The organism is Bradyrhizobium sp. WCU1 (genome assembly GCF_053474805.1).
The window spans coordinates 4,213,758-4,229,233 of record NZ_CM130280.1; the positions used below are offsets into that span (position 1 = coordinate 4,213,758).

Here is a 15,476-nt window from a genome sequence, read left to right on the forward strand (position 1 = left end):
GGAACAACGCCAGGGAGGGGACAGGATGAGGGGCTTTAGGATTGGGCGATTTGGGATTGGATTTACGCTGGCATTGGCCTGCGCCGCGGGCAGCGCACGCGCGGAAATATCAGACAATGTCGTGCGGGTCGGCGTGCTGAACGATATTTCCGGCATCTTCCAGGACACCAACGGCATGGGCTCGGTGGAAGCCGCGCGGATGGCGGCGGAGGATTTCAACGGCGGCGGCAAGGGCATCAAGGTCGAGATCGTCTATGCCGATCACCAGAACAAGGCCGACGTCGGATCCGCGATCGCGCGCAAATGGCTCGATGTCGAGGGCGTCGATGCCATCGTCGACGTGCCGAACTCGGCCGTCGGGCTCGCCATCAACACCATCCTGCGCGACAGCAGGATGACGTTCCTGGCGTCGTCGACCGCGAGTTCCGATCTCACCGGCAAGGCCTGCTCACCCAACACCATCCAATGGGTCAACGACGCCTGGGCAACCGGCAACACCACGGCGGCCGCGATGATGCAGCGTGGCGGCAAGGACTGGTATTTTGTCACGGTCGACTATGCGCTGGGCAAGGGCATTGAGGCCGAGGCGACGAATTACATCGAGAAGCACGGCGGCAAGGTGCTGGGATCGAGCAAGCATCCGCTCGGAACCTCGGACTTCGCATCCTTCCTGTTGCAGGCGCAGGGTTCGAAAGCAAAGGTAATCGGCCTCGCCAATGCCGGCGGCGACACCATCAATGCGGTGAAGCAGGCGGCCGAGTTCGGCATCCAGCAGGGCGGCCAGACCATGGTGGCGTTCCTGCTGTTCGTGAACGACGTCCACGGCATGGGTCTGAAGGTCGCGCAGGGCCTGCAGCTACTGGAGGCGTTTTACTGGGACATGAACGACGACACCCGCGCATTCGCCAAACGCTTCGCCGCGCGTCCCGGCATGAACGGCAAGATGCCGAGCGGCAACCAGGCCGGCGTCTATGCTTCGACGCTAGCGTATCTCAATGCGGTCGCCGCCACCGGCAGCGACGATGCCAAGGTCGTGGTGCCGCAGATGAAGACCTTCAAGGGCAAGGACAAATTGTTCGGCGACACCACGATCCGCCAGGACGGTCGCGTCATCCACCCGATGTATCTGTTCGAGGTGAAGAAACCGGAGGAGTCGAAATACCCCTACGACTATTACAGACTGATCGCGACCATCCCGGCCGAGCAGGCGTTCCGGCCGCTGGCCGATGGCGGCTGCCCGCTGGTGAAGTGAGACGTTCGCCGCGAGTCTCGCCGCGCATGCTGAACCGCCTGTTCGCGCGCGAAGGCTCGACGCCGATCCGCTGGCTGTGGCAGCAGCGCCTCGCCGGCGCCTATCAGGCGCTGGCCGAACGGCGGTTCGGCGGCGTCACCGATGTCGCGCCGAGCTTCGGCTTCAGCGATGTCTCGCATTTCAGCCGCGCCTTGAAGGCCGCGTTCGGCCGCTCACCGCATCAGGTGATGGGGTGACGCGGCCTCCCGTCATGGCGCGCAGACGAAACTCGCCGCTTCAGTAACCGGTCCCGTCTTGTAATGCGGCCATGCCGGCCAGCGGCACAAGGGCAGCGAGCGGAGGGTGTCGAAGGCGGGCGCTTCCGTTGTCTGCTCGCGCACCTCGAGATCGCCGGGCGCTTTGCCGTTCTCGACCCAGTCGACCAGCACGGCCAGCATGTCGATATTGGCGGGCGCGCCGGAGCCGACATGGTCGACGCCGGGGGCAGTGTAGAGCCTGGCGAATTCCGCGACCTTGTCCTTGCCGAGCGTCTTCTCGATAGTCTCGAAGTAGCGGATGCCGGCATAGGGGCTTTGCGCGTAGTCGGCCATGTGTTCGAGAATCACGAGCTTGCCGCCACGCGCATGGAAGCGGCTGAGATCCGGATCGGTGGAATCCATCAGCGCGGACACTTCAAGCACGCGTGCCTTGTGATCTTCGGGGCGATAGGTCGTGACGTCGAGTTTCGGATCGCGTGCGAAGACATATTGAATGCCGCCGGCACCGTAGATCCAGGCGATGCCGTTGGTCGGAGCGGGCGGCTGCGCCGGCGCAGTGGTGCCGAGCCACCAGGCCTTCCAGCCGCCGGTCGGGCCGAACGCCGGCGTGTCCTCGCCCGACACGCCCCAGCCCGGATAGTCGTCGAGGCCGTTGGCGAGCGGAAACGGGAATTTGTACGGCGAATGCAGCGTCTCGATCGCGGCGATTTGCTTCTCGGTCAGGCAGTCGTCGCCGCTCTGGCCCGCAGTGCAGGCCAGCGTGGCCGGCTTGAACGCGGCCTTGCAGCCGACGGGATCCTGCACCAAGGCGTCGTCCGAGCCGTCCTGTTTGTCGCAGGCCTTGAGCACCGCCTCGGCCACGAGCTTGACCTGCGCCGGCCGGATCCAGCCGTCGCCCATCGTCACGAGGCCGGAGCGGGTGCCGGCATGTTGCAGTCCGACCCAGTTGATCACGGGCACGCGCGCGAAGATGCCGTCGAAATCGTCCGGGTAACGCTGCGCCATGGTCAGCGCCTCGCGCCCGCCCTCGGACGATCCCATGAAATACGTCTTCGCCGGCGGCTTGCCGTAGGCGCGCACCGTCAGCGCCCGCGCGGCGTCGCGCACCTTCTTGTAGGCCTTGTGCGAGAAATTCTCGAACGCCTCGTCGTTGAGCGCGAACAGCTGCGGCGGCTCGCCGGGCTTCTGCTCGTGGCCGGAGTCGGTGCCGGCCGTGACGAAGCCGAGCGCCAGCGGCGATGCCTTGTCGAACGGATAGGCTGGCGGCAGGCCGAGGCCCGATATCAGCACGCCGTTGAAGCCGCCGCCGCCATATTGCAGCGCGCGGCCGTTCCACTCGACGGGCAGATTCACCTCGAATTTGATCGGCGGGGCCTTGGGATCGACAGAATCAATATGCCCGAGCAGCTTGCAGAAGGCGGGATTGGCCGGGACGATGCGGCCGGCCGGTGTCGGCGCCTTGTCGGAGACCGAGAGCTGTGTCGGCGCCTGCAGCGTGGCGGTGTCGATCCTGACGGCACCGTCGGCTGGACCGGCAAGGCTGCTGCAGGTCGCCGCGGGATCGCCGGTCATCTGCGCCGCGGACGCGACTGAGCCGCATGACGTCAGCGTGACCAGCGAAGCCGCAAGCGCCCATACGCGCGCATCGATCCGCATCGTTTCCTCCCAGGGCATTATTGTTGCTGCGGCAAGTATTTCATGCGCGGCCCTGGCGCACAAGCCGCGCCGAGCATTGCGCGAGCGGAGCACGTCTACTGCGCGACCTTGCTGCTGCCCTGCGTGATCAGTCGTGCGGCGCGCTGGTTGCGGGCGTGGACCCAGAGCCAGCTCAGCGCGACGCTGAGGCGGTTGCGCAGGCCGATCAGGAAGTAGATGTGGGCGATGCCCCAGATCCACCACGCGAGCGCGCCGCGCAGCTTGAACTTGCCGAAATCGATCACCGCCAGCCGCTTGCCGATCTGCGCGAGGCTGCCGGCGTGCTTGTACTGGAACGGCGGCAAGGTCTCGCCCTTGAGCCGCGCCTTGATCAGGGCGGCGGCGTAGCGTCCTTCCTGCTTGGCGGCCGGCGCGATGCCGGGCACCGGATTGCCGTCCGGTCCCTTGATGGTGACGGTGTCGCCGACGGCGAAGATGTCGGGATGACCCGGCACGGTGAGATCAGGCTCGACCTGGAGCCGGTGCGCGCGGTCCGCGGGCGCGTTCAGCCATTCGGCGGCGCGCGAGGCGCGGACGCCGGCGGCCCACACGATGGTGCGTGCCGCGAGCTTGTTGCCGCCATAGATCACGCCGTCGGCCGCGCATTCGGTGACCGCTTCGCCGAGCACCACCTCGACGCCGAGGCTCTCCAGCGCGCGCTGAGCATAGGCGGAGAGATCGTCGGGGAAGCCGGCCAGCACACGCGGTCCGGCCTCGATCAGCACCACGCGCGCCATGCGGGTGTCGATGTGGCGGAAGTCGCGCGGCAGCGTGTCCTTGGCGAGGTCGGCGATGGTGCCGGCCATCTCGACACCGGTCGGGCCGGCGCCGACCACGACAAAGGTCAGCAGCGCGGCGCGCGCGTCCGGATCGGTCTCGCGCTCGGCGCGCTCGAACGCGACCAGGATGCGCCGCCTGAGCGTGGTGGCGTCCTCCAGCGTCTTCAGGCCGGGCGCGAATGGCTCCCATTCGTCATGGCCGAAATAGGCATGCCGCGCGCCTGTAGCGAGGATCAGCGTGTCATAGGGAATGCTGCCGCCGTCGTCGAGCTGCACTTGTTTCGCGGCCGCGTCGACGCCGCAGACATTGGCGAACAGCGTCCTCACTTCGGGGCGATCGCGCAGCAGATAGCGGATCGGCCAGGCGATCTCGCTGGTCGCGAGCGAAGCGGTCGCGACCTGGTAGAGCAGCGGCTGGAACAGATGGTGGTTGCGGCGGTCGATCAGCGTGATTTCGACCGGCGCGCCCGCAAGACCGAAGGCGGCTTCCAGTCCGCCGAAGCCGGCGCCGACGATCACCACGCGATGAGGTTTGGCCGGTGCTTGCGTCATCTGATGTCGCCCTCGGTTTCGAACGGCTTCGTCGCTTGATTATGTAATCATTCGCAGCTCCATTCCAATACGAATTGCTTGATCGCCCGATAGCGAAACCCAATCGCGGCAGGTCTCACGCATCCTGCGGCGCGGCCGCGGCGATGACCTGACGTCGCATCGGCAGGAACATTCCCGCGATCGCGCCGGCGAATGACAGCATTGCCGCAAGGCTCATCGCCGCAGCGAATCCATTGCTGAAATGTCCGGATGAATCTCCCGCGCCGTTCGCGACGAAGCTCGCCACCATCGCCGCGATGCCGAACATGCCGCCAAGGAAGCGGCCCATGTTGAAGATGCCCGATGCCTTGCCCATCTCGCTGACCGCAACGGCGCCCAGCACCGCGTTCTGCGCGGCCGGCATCGCCATCGACACACCGACGCCGGCGAGCACCAGCGGCGCGATCAGCGCGGAGTAGGGCACAGAGGGGCTCACGATCTCGCTGATCCAGCCGAGCCCGATCGCCTGCATCAAGAGGCCGGTGACCACGAGCGTGCGCTCGCCGAACCGGTTGACCACGGCGCCGGCGATCGGCGCCGTGACGAACAGCGTAGTCGTCCACGGCAACAGACGCAGCCCGGCGCCGAAGGCATCGAAGCCGAGCACGACCTGCAGGAACTGCGGCAGCAGGAACAGCACGCCGTACATCGCGGCATAGAACAGCACGCTCGCCGCCATGCCGGACGCGAATGGCCTTGCCGCGAACAGCCGCATCGGCACCATCGGGCTCGTCGCGCGCAGCTCCCACAGCACGAACATCACGGCCAACGCGACGCCGGCGATCAGGGCGCCCGCCACTTCCGCGCTGGCCCATCCGACGCTGTTGCCACGCAGCAGGCCCCAGACCAAAGCCAGCGCCGCGAGTGCGACCAGCGTCAGTCCGGGGATGTCGAGCGGCGCTGACGGTCCGAAGCTCTCACGCAGCCGCGCGATCACGAGTGCAATAGCGGCAAGGCCGATCGGCAAATTGATCCAGAAGATCCAGCGCCAGCCGAGATGCTCGGTGATGAAGCCGCCGATCGCAGGACCGATGATCAGCGCGCATCCGGTGATGCCGCTGAAGATGCCGAGCGCGCGGGCGCGCTCCTCGCGGCCGAACGCGCCGCTCAGGATCGCCATCGCCAGCGGCATCACCAGCGCCGCACCGGCGCCCTGCAGGGCGCGAGCGGCAACCAGCGAGGCGGCGTTGCCGGCCAGTGCACACGCAACTGAGGCCGCGACGAACAGGCCAATTCCGGCGGCGAACATCCGGCGCCGCCCGAAACGGTCGCCGAGCGCGGCACCGGTCAGCAGCAGCACCGCGAAGGTCAGGTTGAAGGCATTGACGGTCCATTGCAGCGTCTCCACGGCGCTGCCGAAATCCGCACGGATGGTGGCGAAGGCGGTGGTCATGATCATGGCGTCCAGCGCCATCATGAAGGATGCCAGCGCGGTGAGGCCGAGCGCCCAGCGCTGTTCAGGGGTCTGCATGGTGGTTCTCCGTTGGCGTACCGCAGGGCCGCGGCGCGCTTCGCCGGCAAGGACGAACCGGGATGGGCAAAGGATGCGGCCAACAATTATTTTTGCCGGGCCGCATCCTTTGGCGGTCCGCAAACGTCCTTGGGTCTGACGCGGCCGGTTCGGGCCGCAAACCAAGGAGGCTGCGATGCGACGGACCCTGATCAGGTACAAGACCAAGCCGGAGCTGGCGGAGAAGAATGCCGCGCTGGTTGCGGCTGTGTTCGCCGAGCTGAAGGCGGCCGGCCCGGACGACGTGCGCTACATGACGCTGCGGCTGGAGGACGACACCTTCATCCATATGGTCGAGACTGCGGCCGACGACGGCTCGAGCCCGATCCCGAAGCTGGCTGCGTTCCAGGCCTTCCAGGACGGCATCCGCGACCGTTGCGCCGAGCCGCCGCTGGTTCGCAGTGCCGTGATTGTCGGCAATTATCGTATGCTGGACGAGCCGTGAACCGATGGGCCATGAACAGATCCGCGGAGCCGTCATGACGTCACCACCCCAGGCGCCGGCCCCGACCGAGGTCGACGCGCTGCTGGCAGCGATGCGGCCGAGGCTGCATCGCTACTGTGCCCGCATGGTCGGATCCGTCATCGACGGCGAGGATGTGCTGCAGGATGCGCTGATCAAGGCGATGGAGGGCTTCGCGTCCGCAGCGCCGATCCAGAACCCTCAAGCCTGGCTGTTCCGGATCGCGCACAACACGGCGCTGGATTTCCTCAGGCGGCGCAACCGCCAGGACGCGCTCCACTCTTCGGAGGAGGTGGACATGATGGCCGGAGAGCTCGACGATGTCGGCCGCCGCGAGATCGCGGCGGCCAGCCTGCGCACCTTCATGCGGCTGCCGGTGGCGCAGCGCTCCAGCGTGATCCTGATGGATGTGCTCGGCTGTTCCTTGCAGGAGGTCTGCGGCATCATGGATTTCAGCCTGCCGGCGGTGAAGGCGGCGCTGCACCGTGGACGCACGCAACTGCGCGCGTTCGCCCGCGAGCCCGACGATGCGCCGCGGCCGGGCCTGTCGCCTGGCGAACGCACCAGGCTGAACGCCTATGTCAGCCGCTTCAACGCCCGCGACTTCGACGCCATCCGCGCCATGATCGCCGATGACATCAGGCTCGAGCTAGTCAACCGGACGCGGCTGAACGGCAAGGCCGAGGTATCACGCTATTTCGGCAACTATGCCAAGATCGATGACTGGCACCTCAAGACCGGACAGGTCGAGGGCCGTCCCGCGATCCTGGTGTTCGAGCCGGACGCGCTGGATGCGCCGCCGCGATCGTTCATGCTGCTCGACTGGTCCGCCGACAAGGTTGCGATCATCAGGGATTTCCGCCACGCATCCTATGCGATCGACGGCGCCGAATGGGCGGTGGACGAGGGGTGAGCGCGCCGCGGCTCAGCCGCCGCAAGGCAGTGACCGCGCCACAAACTCAGTGTCGTCCCGGACAAGCGAAGCGCGATCCGGGACACATAACCACGAATGGCAATTGGTTTGCGATGCTGGGGCCCCAGCTTGCTGCGACAACGCAAGGCAGTGGTTATGGGTCCCGGCCTTCGCCGGGACGACGGTGAGAAGAGAGCGCCGCTACCGCGTCTTGCCGCCGAATTCGCCGCTGGCAATCCGCGCCACGCGGCTGCCGCCGACGGCCGGTGCGCTGTTTCGTTCAAACATGCCGTCGCCGCCGCTCTCGCGCGGCGATGGCGAGGCTTCATCGAAACGGCCGCTGCCCGGCCAGAACGTCAGCACCAGATTCATCACGCCGTTGGCGATCGTGCCGACCACCGTTGCGGTGTGATGATAGGTCAGCGCATATTCGGGAAATCGTCCGGCAATGGCCCGGTCGAGCACCATGAGAGCGATCCATGCCGCCATCACGCAGACCGGATCCCATCCGATGTCACGCACGCGCATCGATTGCAGCATGAAGCAGATCAGGAGCATGCCATAGAAGGAAAAGATCAAGGCGGGGCTGTTCGCGGCCTGCGCCAGCAGCACGTCCGTCCTGCCGCTCGCCGGTGCATTGCCGGTGATGCCGTAGACCAGCATCAAGAAGCCGAAGCCGGTCACGAAGCTGCAGAAGAAGAAAGCCAGCCGGCCCATTCGGGCATTGAAGCCGAAGATGTAATTCAGCATGTGACGCACCCCTTTGGCGGCAGCGTCGCCCGGCGATGCTTTCCGGACCATGAAGCCTGCGAATGCTTGCCGGCCTGTGGTTTCCGCGTCCTTTACCGGATCACTAAAGCCTGCTGCACTGTGCGCCGGGGCCGTCGGGAGGAAGCGCGGGCCTGCGACAATCGTTGCCTACGCAACCGGCATTATATTTCTTGCCACGGTCGATTTGGACGAATTATGATGCAAGGTGCTGGGGTATGCGCCGAAGGTTCTAATCGAGGGCCGTCGGTTCATGCTTGCTGCACACTTGCGATATCGCGCACAAAACACGTCACAGAACGACGCGCGCAACGCGTGACCGCCGGCCTCGATCGGGCCCGGCGGAATCTTTGGTTGAGGAGGGGAGTGAATATGAAAAAGGCATTTTGGCTGGCAGGCGCCATGGCTCTGGCGCTGGCGCAGCCGGCGACGGCGGCTGACAGCGTCAAGATCGGCTTCGTCTCGACCTTCAGCGGTCCGACCGCCGTGATCGGCAACGACATGCGCAATTCGTTCGAGCTCGCGCTCGACCATCTCGGCCGCAAGATCGACGGCAAGCCGGTCGAGGTGATCTACGAGGACGACCAGCAGAAGCCTGATGTGGGCAAGCAGAAGACCGAGAAGCTGGTGCAGTCCGACAAGGTCGACTTCATCGTCGGCTACATCTGGTCGAACGTGCTGCTGGCCTCGCTGAAGACCGCAGTCGATTCGAAAACCTTCCTGATCTCCGCCAATGCCGGCCCGTCGCAGCTCGCCGGTGAGCTGTGCTCGCCTTACGTGTTCTCGACCTCCTGGCAGAACGACCAGACGCCCGCCGCGATGGGCCTCTACATGAACCAGAAGGGCGTCAAGTCGGTGTTCCTGATCGGCCCGAACTACGCTGCCGGCAAGGACATGCTCGCGGGCGTGAAGAGCACCTTCAAGGGCGAGGTGGTCGGCGAGGAATACACGGTGTGGCCGAGCCAGCTCGACTTCTCCGCCGAGCTGACCAAGGCGCGCAACTCCAAGGCCGAGTCGATCTTCGTGTTCTATCCGGGCGCGGCCGGCGTCCAGTTCCTGAACCAGTATGCACAGGCCGGCATCAAGGCGCAGATCCCGCTCTACACCGCCTTCACCATCGACGAATTGTCGCTGCCGCTGCAGAAGGACAATGCGATCGGCATCCCCGGCGCGCAGGAATGGGTCAACGACCTGCCGAACGCCGAGAACAAGAAGTTCGTCGAGGACTATCGCAAGAAGTATCCCGGCCTGCGCCCGACCTATTACGGCGCCCAGGCCTATGACGCCGCCCAGCTGATCAACAGCGCCGTCGTCGCGGTGAAGGGTGATCTCACCAAGAAGGACGCGATGAAGGCCGAGATGGAGAAGGCCAACTTCAAGTCGCTGCGCGGCCCGTTCAAATACGGCAACAACCACATCCCGATCCAGAATTTCTATCTGCAGGACGTGGTCAAGGATGCCGACGGCCAGCTTTCGTTGAAGACGGTCGCGACCATCGTCAAGGACGACCAGGACAAATTCCACGACAAGTGCTCGATGAAGTGATTGTCGGGCGCCTTTTGGCGCGCGGCTTGCTTCTTCACCTCGCCCCGCTCTTGCGGGGAGAGGTCAATCGCGAAGCGATTGGGTGAGGGGCCGTTTCCAAGAGCTCGATCCTGGAGACAGCCCCTCACCCCAACCCTCTCCCCGCAAGAGCGGGGCGAGGGAGAACGCGCAGCGTGCAATGCGCGGACACCCCAACCCGCTTCGCTCAAGGTGACGTAGCCTCACGATGTATCTCGTCGTCGAACAACTGCTGAATGGCCTGCAATTCGGCCTGCTGCTCTTCCTGCTGGCGGCCGGCCTCACGCTGGTGTTCGGCATCATGGACTTCGTCAACCTGGCGCATGGCTCGCTCTACATGATGGGCGCCTATTTCGCGGCGACCTTCGTGGCCTGGACCGGCAGCTTCGTGCTCGGTGCGCTGCTGGCGCTCGGCGCCACGCTGCTGCTCGGCGTCGCGCTGGAATACGTCGCGCTCAGGCATCTCTATGGCCGCGACCATCTCGACCAGGTGCTGGCGACGTTCGGCCTGATCCTGTTCTTCAACGATGCCGTGCGGCTGATCTGGGGCCCGGCCGGCCTCGCGCTGCCACTGCCGGCCTGGCTCACCGTGCCGGTGCAGATCGTTCCCGGGGTGTATTACCCGGCCTACCGGCTGATGATCATCGTGGTCGCGCTGGCGGTTGCGGCCTTGCTCTATCTCGTCGTGATGCGCACCCGCGTTGGCATGCTGATCCGCGCCGGTGCTTCCAATCGCGAGATGATCGGGGCGCTCGGCATCAACATCAAGCTGCTGTTCACGCTGGTGTTCGGCCTGGGGGCCGCGCTCGCCGGCCTCGCCGGGCTGATGCAGGCGCCGATCCTCACCGTGCAGATCGGCATGGGCGAGAACATCCTGATCCTCGCCTTCGTCATCATCGTGATCGGCGGCATCGGCTCGATCCGCGGTGCGTTCATGGCCGCGCTCTTCGTCGGCATCATCGACACGATGGGACGCGCCTTCCTGCCCGACCTGCTGCGCAAGGTCCTGAGCGGGGCGGCCGCTTCGACCGCGGCGCCGGCGCTGTCCTCGATGCTGATCTACCTCCTGATGGCCATCATCCTCGTATTGCGGCCCGAGGGGCTGTTCCCGGCGGCCAAACGATGATGCCCAAGCTCAACGCCTCCAATGCGGTCGCGGCGCTGCTGTGCGCCGCCCTGCTCCTGCTGCCGGCCTATTCGGCCGTCACCGGCAACATCTTCATCCTCACGCTGTTCACCCGCATCGTGATCTTCGCGCTGGCCGCGGCGAGCCTCAATCTGATCATGGGCTATGGCGGCATGATGAGCTTCGGCCACGCCGCCTATCTCGGCATCGGTGGCTATGCCGTCGGCATCCTCGCCGCCGAGGGCATCGGCTCCGGTTTCATCCAGTGGCCGGTGGCGCTCGTCGTCTCGGCGCTGTTCGCGCTGGTGATCGGCGCGCTCAGCCTGCGCACCCGCGGCGTCTATTTCATCATGATCACGCTGGCCTTCGCGCAGATGGCCTATTACATCGCCTCCGGCCTGTCGCGTTACGGCGGCGACGACGGGCTCACCGTCTACAAGCGCAGCGACTTCGCCGGCCTGATCAACCTGTCGGATCGCAACCAGTTCTATTATCTGTGCCTGGCCTGCCTGTTCGGCGGCCTCTATCTGATCTGGCGCATCGTCAATTCGCGCTTCGGGCTCGTGGTGCAGGGCGTCCGCTCCAACGAGCAGCGCATGCAGGCGATCGGCTTCCATGCCAACCGCTATCGGCTGGTCTGCTTCGTGATATCAGGTACGATCTGCGGGCTTGCCGGCGCACTGCTCGCCAACAATACCGATTTCGTCAGCCCGGCCGTGATGTACTGGACGCGTTCCGGCGACCTGATGGTGATGGTGATCCTGGGCGGCATGGGCACGCTGTTCGGCCCCGTGGTCGGCGCGATCGTCTATCTGCTGCTGGAGGAACTGCTGTCGCAGTTTACCGAATTCTCGGGCCTGATCCTCGGCCCGGTGCTGCTGTTGATCGTGCTGTTCGCGCGCGGCGGCATCATGGGGCTGCTCGGGAGGATGCGCCGTGGCTGAACCCTTGTTGCGTGTCGACAATCTGGTGCGCCGCTATGGCGGCATCACCGCGACCGACAACCTTTCGATGGAGGTGGTGCCGGGCGAGCTGCACGCCATCATCGGCCCCAACGGCGCCGGCAAGACCACGCTGATCAGCCAGTTGACAGGCCAGGTGATGCCGAATTCCGGCACCATCCGCTTCGCCGGCCGCGACGTCACGGGCTTGCCGTCCTACAAGCGCTCGAGGCTCGGGCTGGCGCGCTCGTTCCAGATCACCTCGCTGCTCAAGGACTTCTCGGCGATCGACAATGTCGCGCTGGCGGCGCAGGCGCATGACGGCCACTCGTTCCGCTTCTGGGGCAATGCGCGCAAGGAGACGCGTCTGCGCGAGGCCGCGCGCGCCGCGCTGGAGCGGGTCGGCCTCGGCAAGCGCGCCGATATCGTGGTCTCGCAATTGAGCCATGGCGAGCAGCGCGAGCTGGAGCTTGCGGTTGCGCTTGCCACCAAGCCGCAGCTTCTGCTGCTGGACGAGCCGATGGCCGGGCTCGGCGTCACCGAGTCGGCGCGGATGGTCGCGCTGCTCAAGGAGCTGCGCAAGGAAGTCACCATCGTGCTGGTCGAGCACGACATGGAGGCGGTGTTCGCGCTGGCCGACCGCATCACGGTGCTGGTCTATGGCCGCGTCATCGCCTGCGACGTGCCGGACGCGATCCGCAAGCACGAAGAGGTCAAGCGCGCCTATCTCGGCGAGCAGCATGCGGTGACGCGCCATGTCTGACACTTTGCTCGACGTCGATGGGATCGAGACCTGCTACGGGCTGAGCCAGGTGCTGTTCGGCATGTCGTTGCAGATCAAGGTCGGCGAGATGGTTGCCCTGATGGGACGCAACGGCATGGGCAAGACCACGACCATCCGCTCGATCATGGGCCTGACGCCAGCGCGATCAGGCGCCATCCGCTTCGCCGGCGAGGCGGTGCGCGGCCTGCCGTCCTACAAAATTGCAAAACTTGGCATCGGCCTGGTGCCGGAAGGCCGTCAGATCTTCCCGAACCTGACGGTGCGCGAGAATCTCGTCGCCGCCTCAGGCAATCGCCTCGGTGCCTCCGATCCCTGGACCATCGACAAGATCCATGCGCTGTTTCCGCGGCTCGCCGAGCGCACCAGCAATATGGGCGTCACGCTGTCCGGCGGCGAGCAGCAGATGCTCGCGATCGGCCGCGCACTGATGACCAATCCGCGGCTGCTGATCCTCGACGAAGCGACCGAGGGCCTAGCACCCCTGATCCGCGACGAGATCTGGAGCTGCCTGTCGATGCTGAAGGGGCGCGGCCAATCGGTGCTGGTGATCGACAAGAACGTCGGCAACCTCGCCCGCATCGCCGACCGCCACTACATCATCGAGCGCGGCAAGACGGTGTGGAGCGGCACCAGCGAGCAGCTGCTCGCCGAGCCGGACCTGCAGCACAAGTATCTCGGGATTTGAAGCAGAGCCTCCTCCACGTCTTGGTTGTCAAACGGCGGTTGACTGCCACTTCCGGTAGCGGACCACTCATATTGACTGTACAGTGACTAAATCACGGGTAGTGAGCGATTGTGCGCTCGCGCCGTTCGATCCAGCGCAGCCGTGCCATGAATTCTGAATCAAGATCATACTCGCATGTATCATTCTGGAGATGGGCGCTGTTGCTGCTCATTGCTCTCACGTTCCTTCCAGAAATCGTCGTCCTCGCAACCTCGGCTGTCGCAAAGCTGAAGGGCTGTCAGGCGGGCAGCAACGTGACGTGCGAGATCGGGCCGAGTTCGGCCGGCGAGATTATCCGCAGCGCACTGGAGGCCGGGTCCTTTGTAGGCCTCCGGTTCAGCGATGGCTTGGCGGCGATTTGGCTGACGTTGGGGTTTTTCCTGATCTGGAAAGGCTGGATGCGTCTCTCGAGCCGATTGTTGCTGGGGCTTGCCATCAGCCTGGTCTGCGCCTTCGTACCCTATTTCGGGCCGATGCTATCGATCGGATCCCTGGTCAATCCGAACTGCAATCCCAATGAGGGCGGTGTCGGTCCCTGCATGATCTATGGCGGAAATATCGGCGTCGTCGCCCACGATACCGTACGACTGGCGTGGCGGATCGCCGACGGCGCACCGATAGCTCTGGGCATTTTCGGCATCTATGCGATCGCTGTCATTGGCGTTCAACTGATCTCGAGGCGAGTTGCACCCCCGCCGCGCGGGTAGCGTCGCTCCTGCTTGATTCACGGGGCATATTGTCAGCCGCTGGTTGCTGTGCTTTGATACACGCATAGATTGCCAATTTATTTTCCGGAGGAAGCCGCCATGCGATCCAACCCGGTTTGGTCGATATTGAAGCTCGTCGCAATCGCGATACCCCTGGTAGCGGCGAATGTTGGTCCTGCGACGGCCCAGTCCGACGGACGCTATATTCAAGCTTCATTCGTCTATAACTACGCAAGATACTACGCTCCCTATGCGATCCAAGCGTCTGCGGCCTACCTGCCTCTCGACGAGTTCAATGCCCGGCGCGCAACGCAGGATGCCGATGGCTACGGCGCGGATGTGAACTACGCCGTTCAGACGATATTCCCGGATGAAAAAGTGAAGCCGCGGGCGCGGGAAGCCTTCAAGCGGTGGCGATATCAGTTCGGAAGTGACAGCTATCTCACCTGCATCGATCCGACTGACGCTGACTGCCTCGCCGCTTACAACAACCGAGGCTGGAGTTTCAGTGGCGGCCCGGCTTTCCAGGTCTGGGCTCGCGCGCGCTCGGCAAAGGTCGCCAGCGGGGCCTGCAGCGAAGTCAGCATTGCATTTCGCGGAACGGTTGGAACGTCGCTTGGCGATTGGCTCTCCAACGCGGACCGGTTCGGTTCTCCCTATGATGACTACTATCATCAGCTGCGCCGCAATGTGGACGCCATCATCAAGTCGGTCCAGAATCTCGATTGCTACAAGCGAGCCGCCGTCAAGCCGCAGATCGTTTCGACTGGGCACTCTCTTGGCGGCGGCCTCGCGCAGCTCGCCGCTCTGGCCACCAAGTTGAAGGGGCCGCGAATATCGAAGGTCTTCGCGTTCGATCCTTCCCCGGTCACCGGAGCGCATCTGGTCGACCAGTCACTGCGGGAATCGAATGCTGACGGCCTGACAATCGACAGGATCTACCAGGAAGGCGAAGTCCTGTCCTATGTACGCAGTGCGGCCCAGCAATATCCGTCCGCAAAGTCGAAGTGCAATCCGTATGTCCGAACCGTCAAGGTCGACGCACTGCCACCCGGTAGCCCGATTCAGCTTCATGGCATGACTGGCATGTCCACCCAGCTGGTGCAGCTGTCCTACAATGGCGAAACGCAGCTTGCCTATGAAGCACCGCCAGGGGGCTGCAGGGACATCAGATATCGTGCTCCGGCCACTGACCAGGACGAAGTGCTGGTTTCCAGCGTTTCGCAGCGCCAGACGCTGCTGGCGGCAGTGCGCAAGAAGCTGCGCGGCGGAAGCCAGCTTGCCGGATCGAGCTCGCTCGGAAGGCAGTGGACACAAGCCCTTCAGCGCGCGAATTCTCGTGAAGTCTTCGCCCAGGTTGGAGGCGCTGTTGCCTTCGAACCTCTACAAAGAGCGGAGTAAGC

The 15,476-nt window shown here is 64.8% G+C and carries 15 protein-coding genes; 11 read left to right on the forward strand and 4 right to left on the reverse strand.

The features are described 5' to 3' along the window. Window positions 1–25: 25 nt before the first annotated feature. On the forward strand, window positions 26–1,252 hold the full coding sequence (locus tag ACTUWL_RS19525; RefSeq protein WP_021076596.1) for an ABC transporter substrate-binding protein: 1,227 nt from the start codon (window positions 26–28) through the stop codon (window positions 1,250–1,252). A gap of 26 nt (window positions 1,253–1,278) precedes the next feature. Beyond that, window positions 1,279–1,488, forward strand: coding sequence for a helix-turn-helix domain-containing protein (locus tag ACTUWL_RS19530; protein WP_021076595.1), 210 nt, complete (start codon window positions 1,279–1,281; stop codon window positions 1,486–1,488). Between the two features lie 12 nt (window positions 1,489–1,500). Here the strand turns inward: ACTUWL_RS19530 and ACTUWL_RS19535 are convergent, their stop codons facing one another. The 3 genes from ACTUWL_RS19535 to ACTUWL_RS19545 form a co-directional block, all read right to left on the reverse strand. Beyond that, window positions 1,501–3,165, reverse strand: a complete 1,665-nt coding sequence (locus tag ACTUWL_RS19535) for a tannase/feruloyl esterase family alpha/beta hydrolase (protein WP_021076594.1) — start codon at window positions 3,163–3,165, stop codon at window positions 1,501–1,503. A 95-nt stretch (window positions 3,166–3,260) separates the two neighbouring features. Further along, entirely contained in the window at window positions 3,261–4,535 is a 1,275-nt protein-coding gene (locus ACTUWL_RS19540) for an NAD(P)/FAD-dependent oxidoreductase (protein WP_021076593.1), read from the reverse strand. Window positions 4,536–4,650: 115 nt separating this feature from the next. Further along, a complete protein-coding gene (locus tag ACTUWL_RS19545) occupies window positions 4,651–6,045 on the reverse strand; it encodes a DHA2 family efflux MFS transporter permease subunit (protein WP_021076592.1) in 1,395 nt (464 codons plus the stop codon). Between the two features lie 175 nt (window positions 6,046–6,220). Here ACTUWL_RS19545 and ACTUWL_RS19550 point away from each other — a divergent pair, with 175 nt between their 5' ends. Both ACTUWL_RS19550 and ACTUWL_RS19555 read left to right on the forward strand, forming a co-directional pair. Continuing rightward, window positions 6,221–6,529 (forward strand): hypothetical protein, encoded by a 309-nt coding sequence (locus ACTUWL_RS19550; RefSeq protein WP_021076591.1) that lies wholly within the window; start codon window positions 6,221–6,223, stop codon window positions 6,527–6,529. Window positions 6,530–6,563: 34 nt separating this feature from the next. Beyond that, window positions 6,564–7,460 (forward strand): sigma-70 family RNA polymerase sigma factor, encoded by an 897-nt coding sequence (locus tag ACTUWL_RS19555; protein WP_021076590.1) that lies wholly within the window; start codon window positions 6,564–6,566, stop codon window positions 7,458–7,460. A 201-nt stretch (window positions 7,461–7,661) separates the two neighbouring features. Here the strand turns inward: ACTUWL_RS19555 and ACTUWL_RS19560 are convergent, their stop codons facing one another. Continuing rightward, the gene (locus ACTUWL_RS19560) at window positions 7,662–8,210 is read right to left on the reverse strand and encodes a hypothetical protein (RefSeq protein ID WP_021076589.1); all 549 of its coding nucleotides are present in this window, start codon (window positions 8,208–8,210) and stop codon (window positions 7,662–7,664) included. 390 nt (window positions 8,211–8,600) lie between these two features. Between ACTUWL_RS19560 and ACTUWL_RS19565 the strand changes: the two genes are divergently transcribed. The 7 genes from ACTUWL_RS19565 (at window position 8,601) to ACTUWL_RS19595 (ending at window position 15,474) form a co-directional block, all read left to right on the forward strand. Beyond that, complete coding sequence (locus ACTUWL_RS19565; RefSeq protein WP_021076588.1) at window positions 8,601–9,773, forward strand: ABC transporter substrate-binding protein; 1,173 nt, start codon at window positions 8,601–8,603, stop codon at window positions 9,771–9,773. Between the two features lie 226 nt (window positions 9,774–9,999). Next, on the forward strand, window positions 10,000–10,917 hold the full coding sequence (locus ACTUWL_RS19570) for a branched-chain amino acid ABC transporter permease (protein ID WP_021076587.1): 918 nt from the start codon (window positions 10,000–10,002) through the stop codon (window positions 10,915–10,917). Beyond that, on the forward strand, window positions 10,914–11,861 hold the full coding sequence (locus tag ACTUWL_RS19575) for a branched-chain amino acid ABC transporter permease (protein ID WP_021076586.1): 948 nt from the start codon (window positions 10,914–10,916) through the stop codon (window positions 11,859–11,861). Before ACTUWL_RS19570 ends, ACTUWL_RS19575 begins: the two co-directional genes overlap by 4 nt. Next, window positions 11,854–12,621: an ABC transporter ATP-binding protein gene (locus tag ACTUWL_RS19580; RefSeq protein ID WP_021076585.1), complete on the forward strand. Its 768-nt coding sequence runs from the start codon at window positions 11,854–11,856 to the stop codon at window positions 12,619–12,621. Before ACTUWL_RS19575 ends, ACTUWL_RS19580 begins: the two co-directional genes overlap by 8 nt. Then, window positions 12,614–13,327 (forward strand): ABC transporter ATP-binding protein, encoded by a 714-nt coding sequence (locus tag ACTUWL_RS19585; protein ID WP_021076584.1) that lies wholly within the window; start codon window positions 12,614–12,616, stop codon window positions 13,325–13,327. Before ACTUWL_RS19580 ends, ACTUWL_RS19585 begins: the two co-directional genes overlap by 8 nt. A gap of 200 nt (window positions 13,328–13,527) precedes the next feature. Further along, window positions 13,528–14,073, forward strand: coding sequence for a hypothetical protein (locus ACTUWL_RS19590; RefSeq protein WP_021076583.1), 546 nt, complete (start codon window positions 13,528–13,530; stop codon window positions 14,071–14,073). Window positions 14,074–14,172: 99 nt separating this feature from the next. Further along, a complete protein-coding gene (locus ACTUWL_RS19595) occupies window positions 14,173–15,474 on the forward strand; it encodes a lipase family protein (RefSeq protein WP_021076582.1) in 1,302 nt (433 codons plus the stop codon). Window positions 15,475–15,476 lie beyond the last annotated feature (2 nt).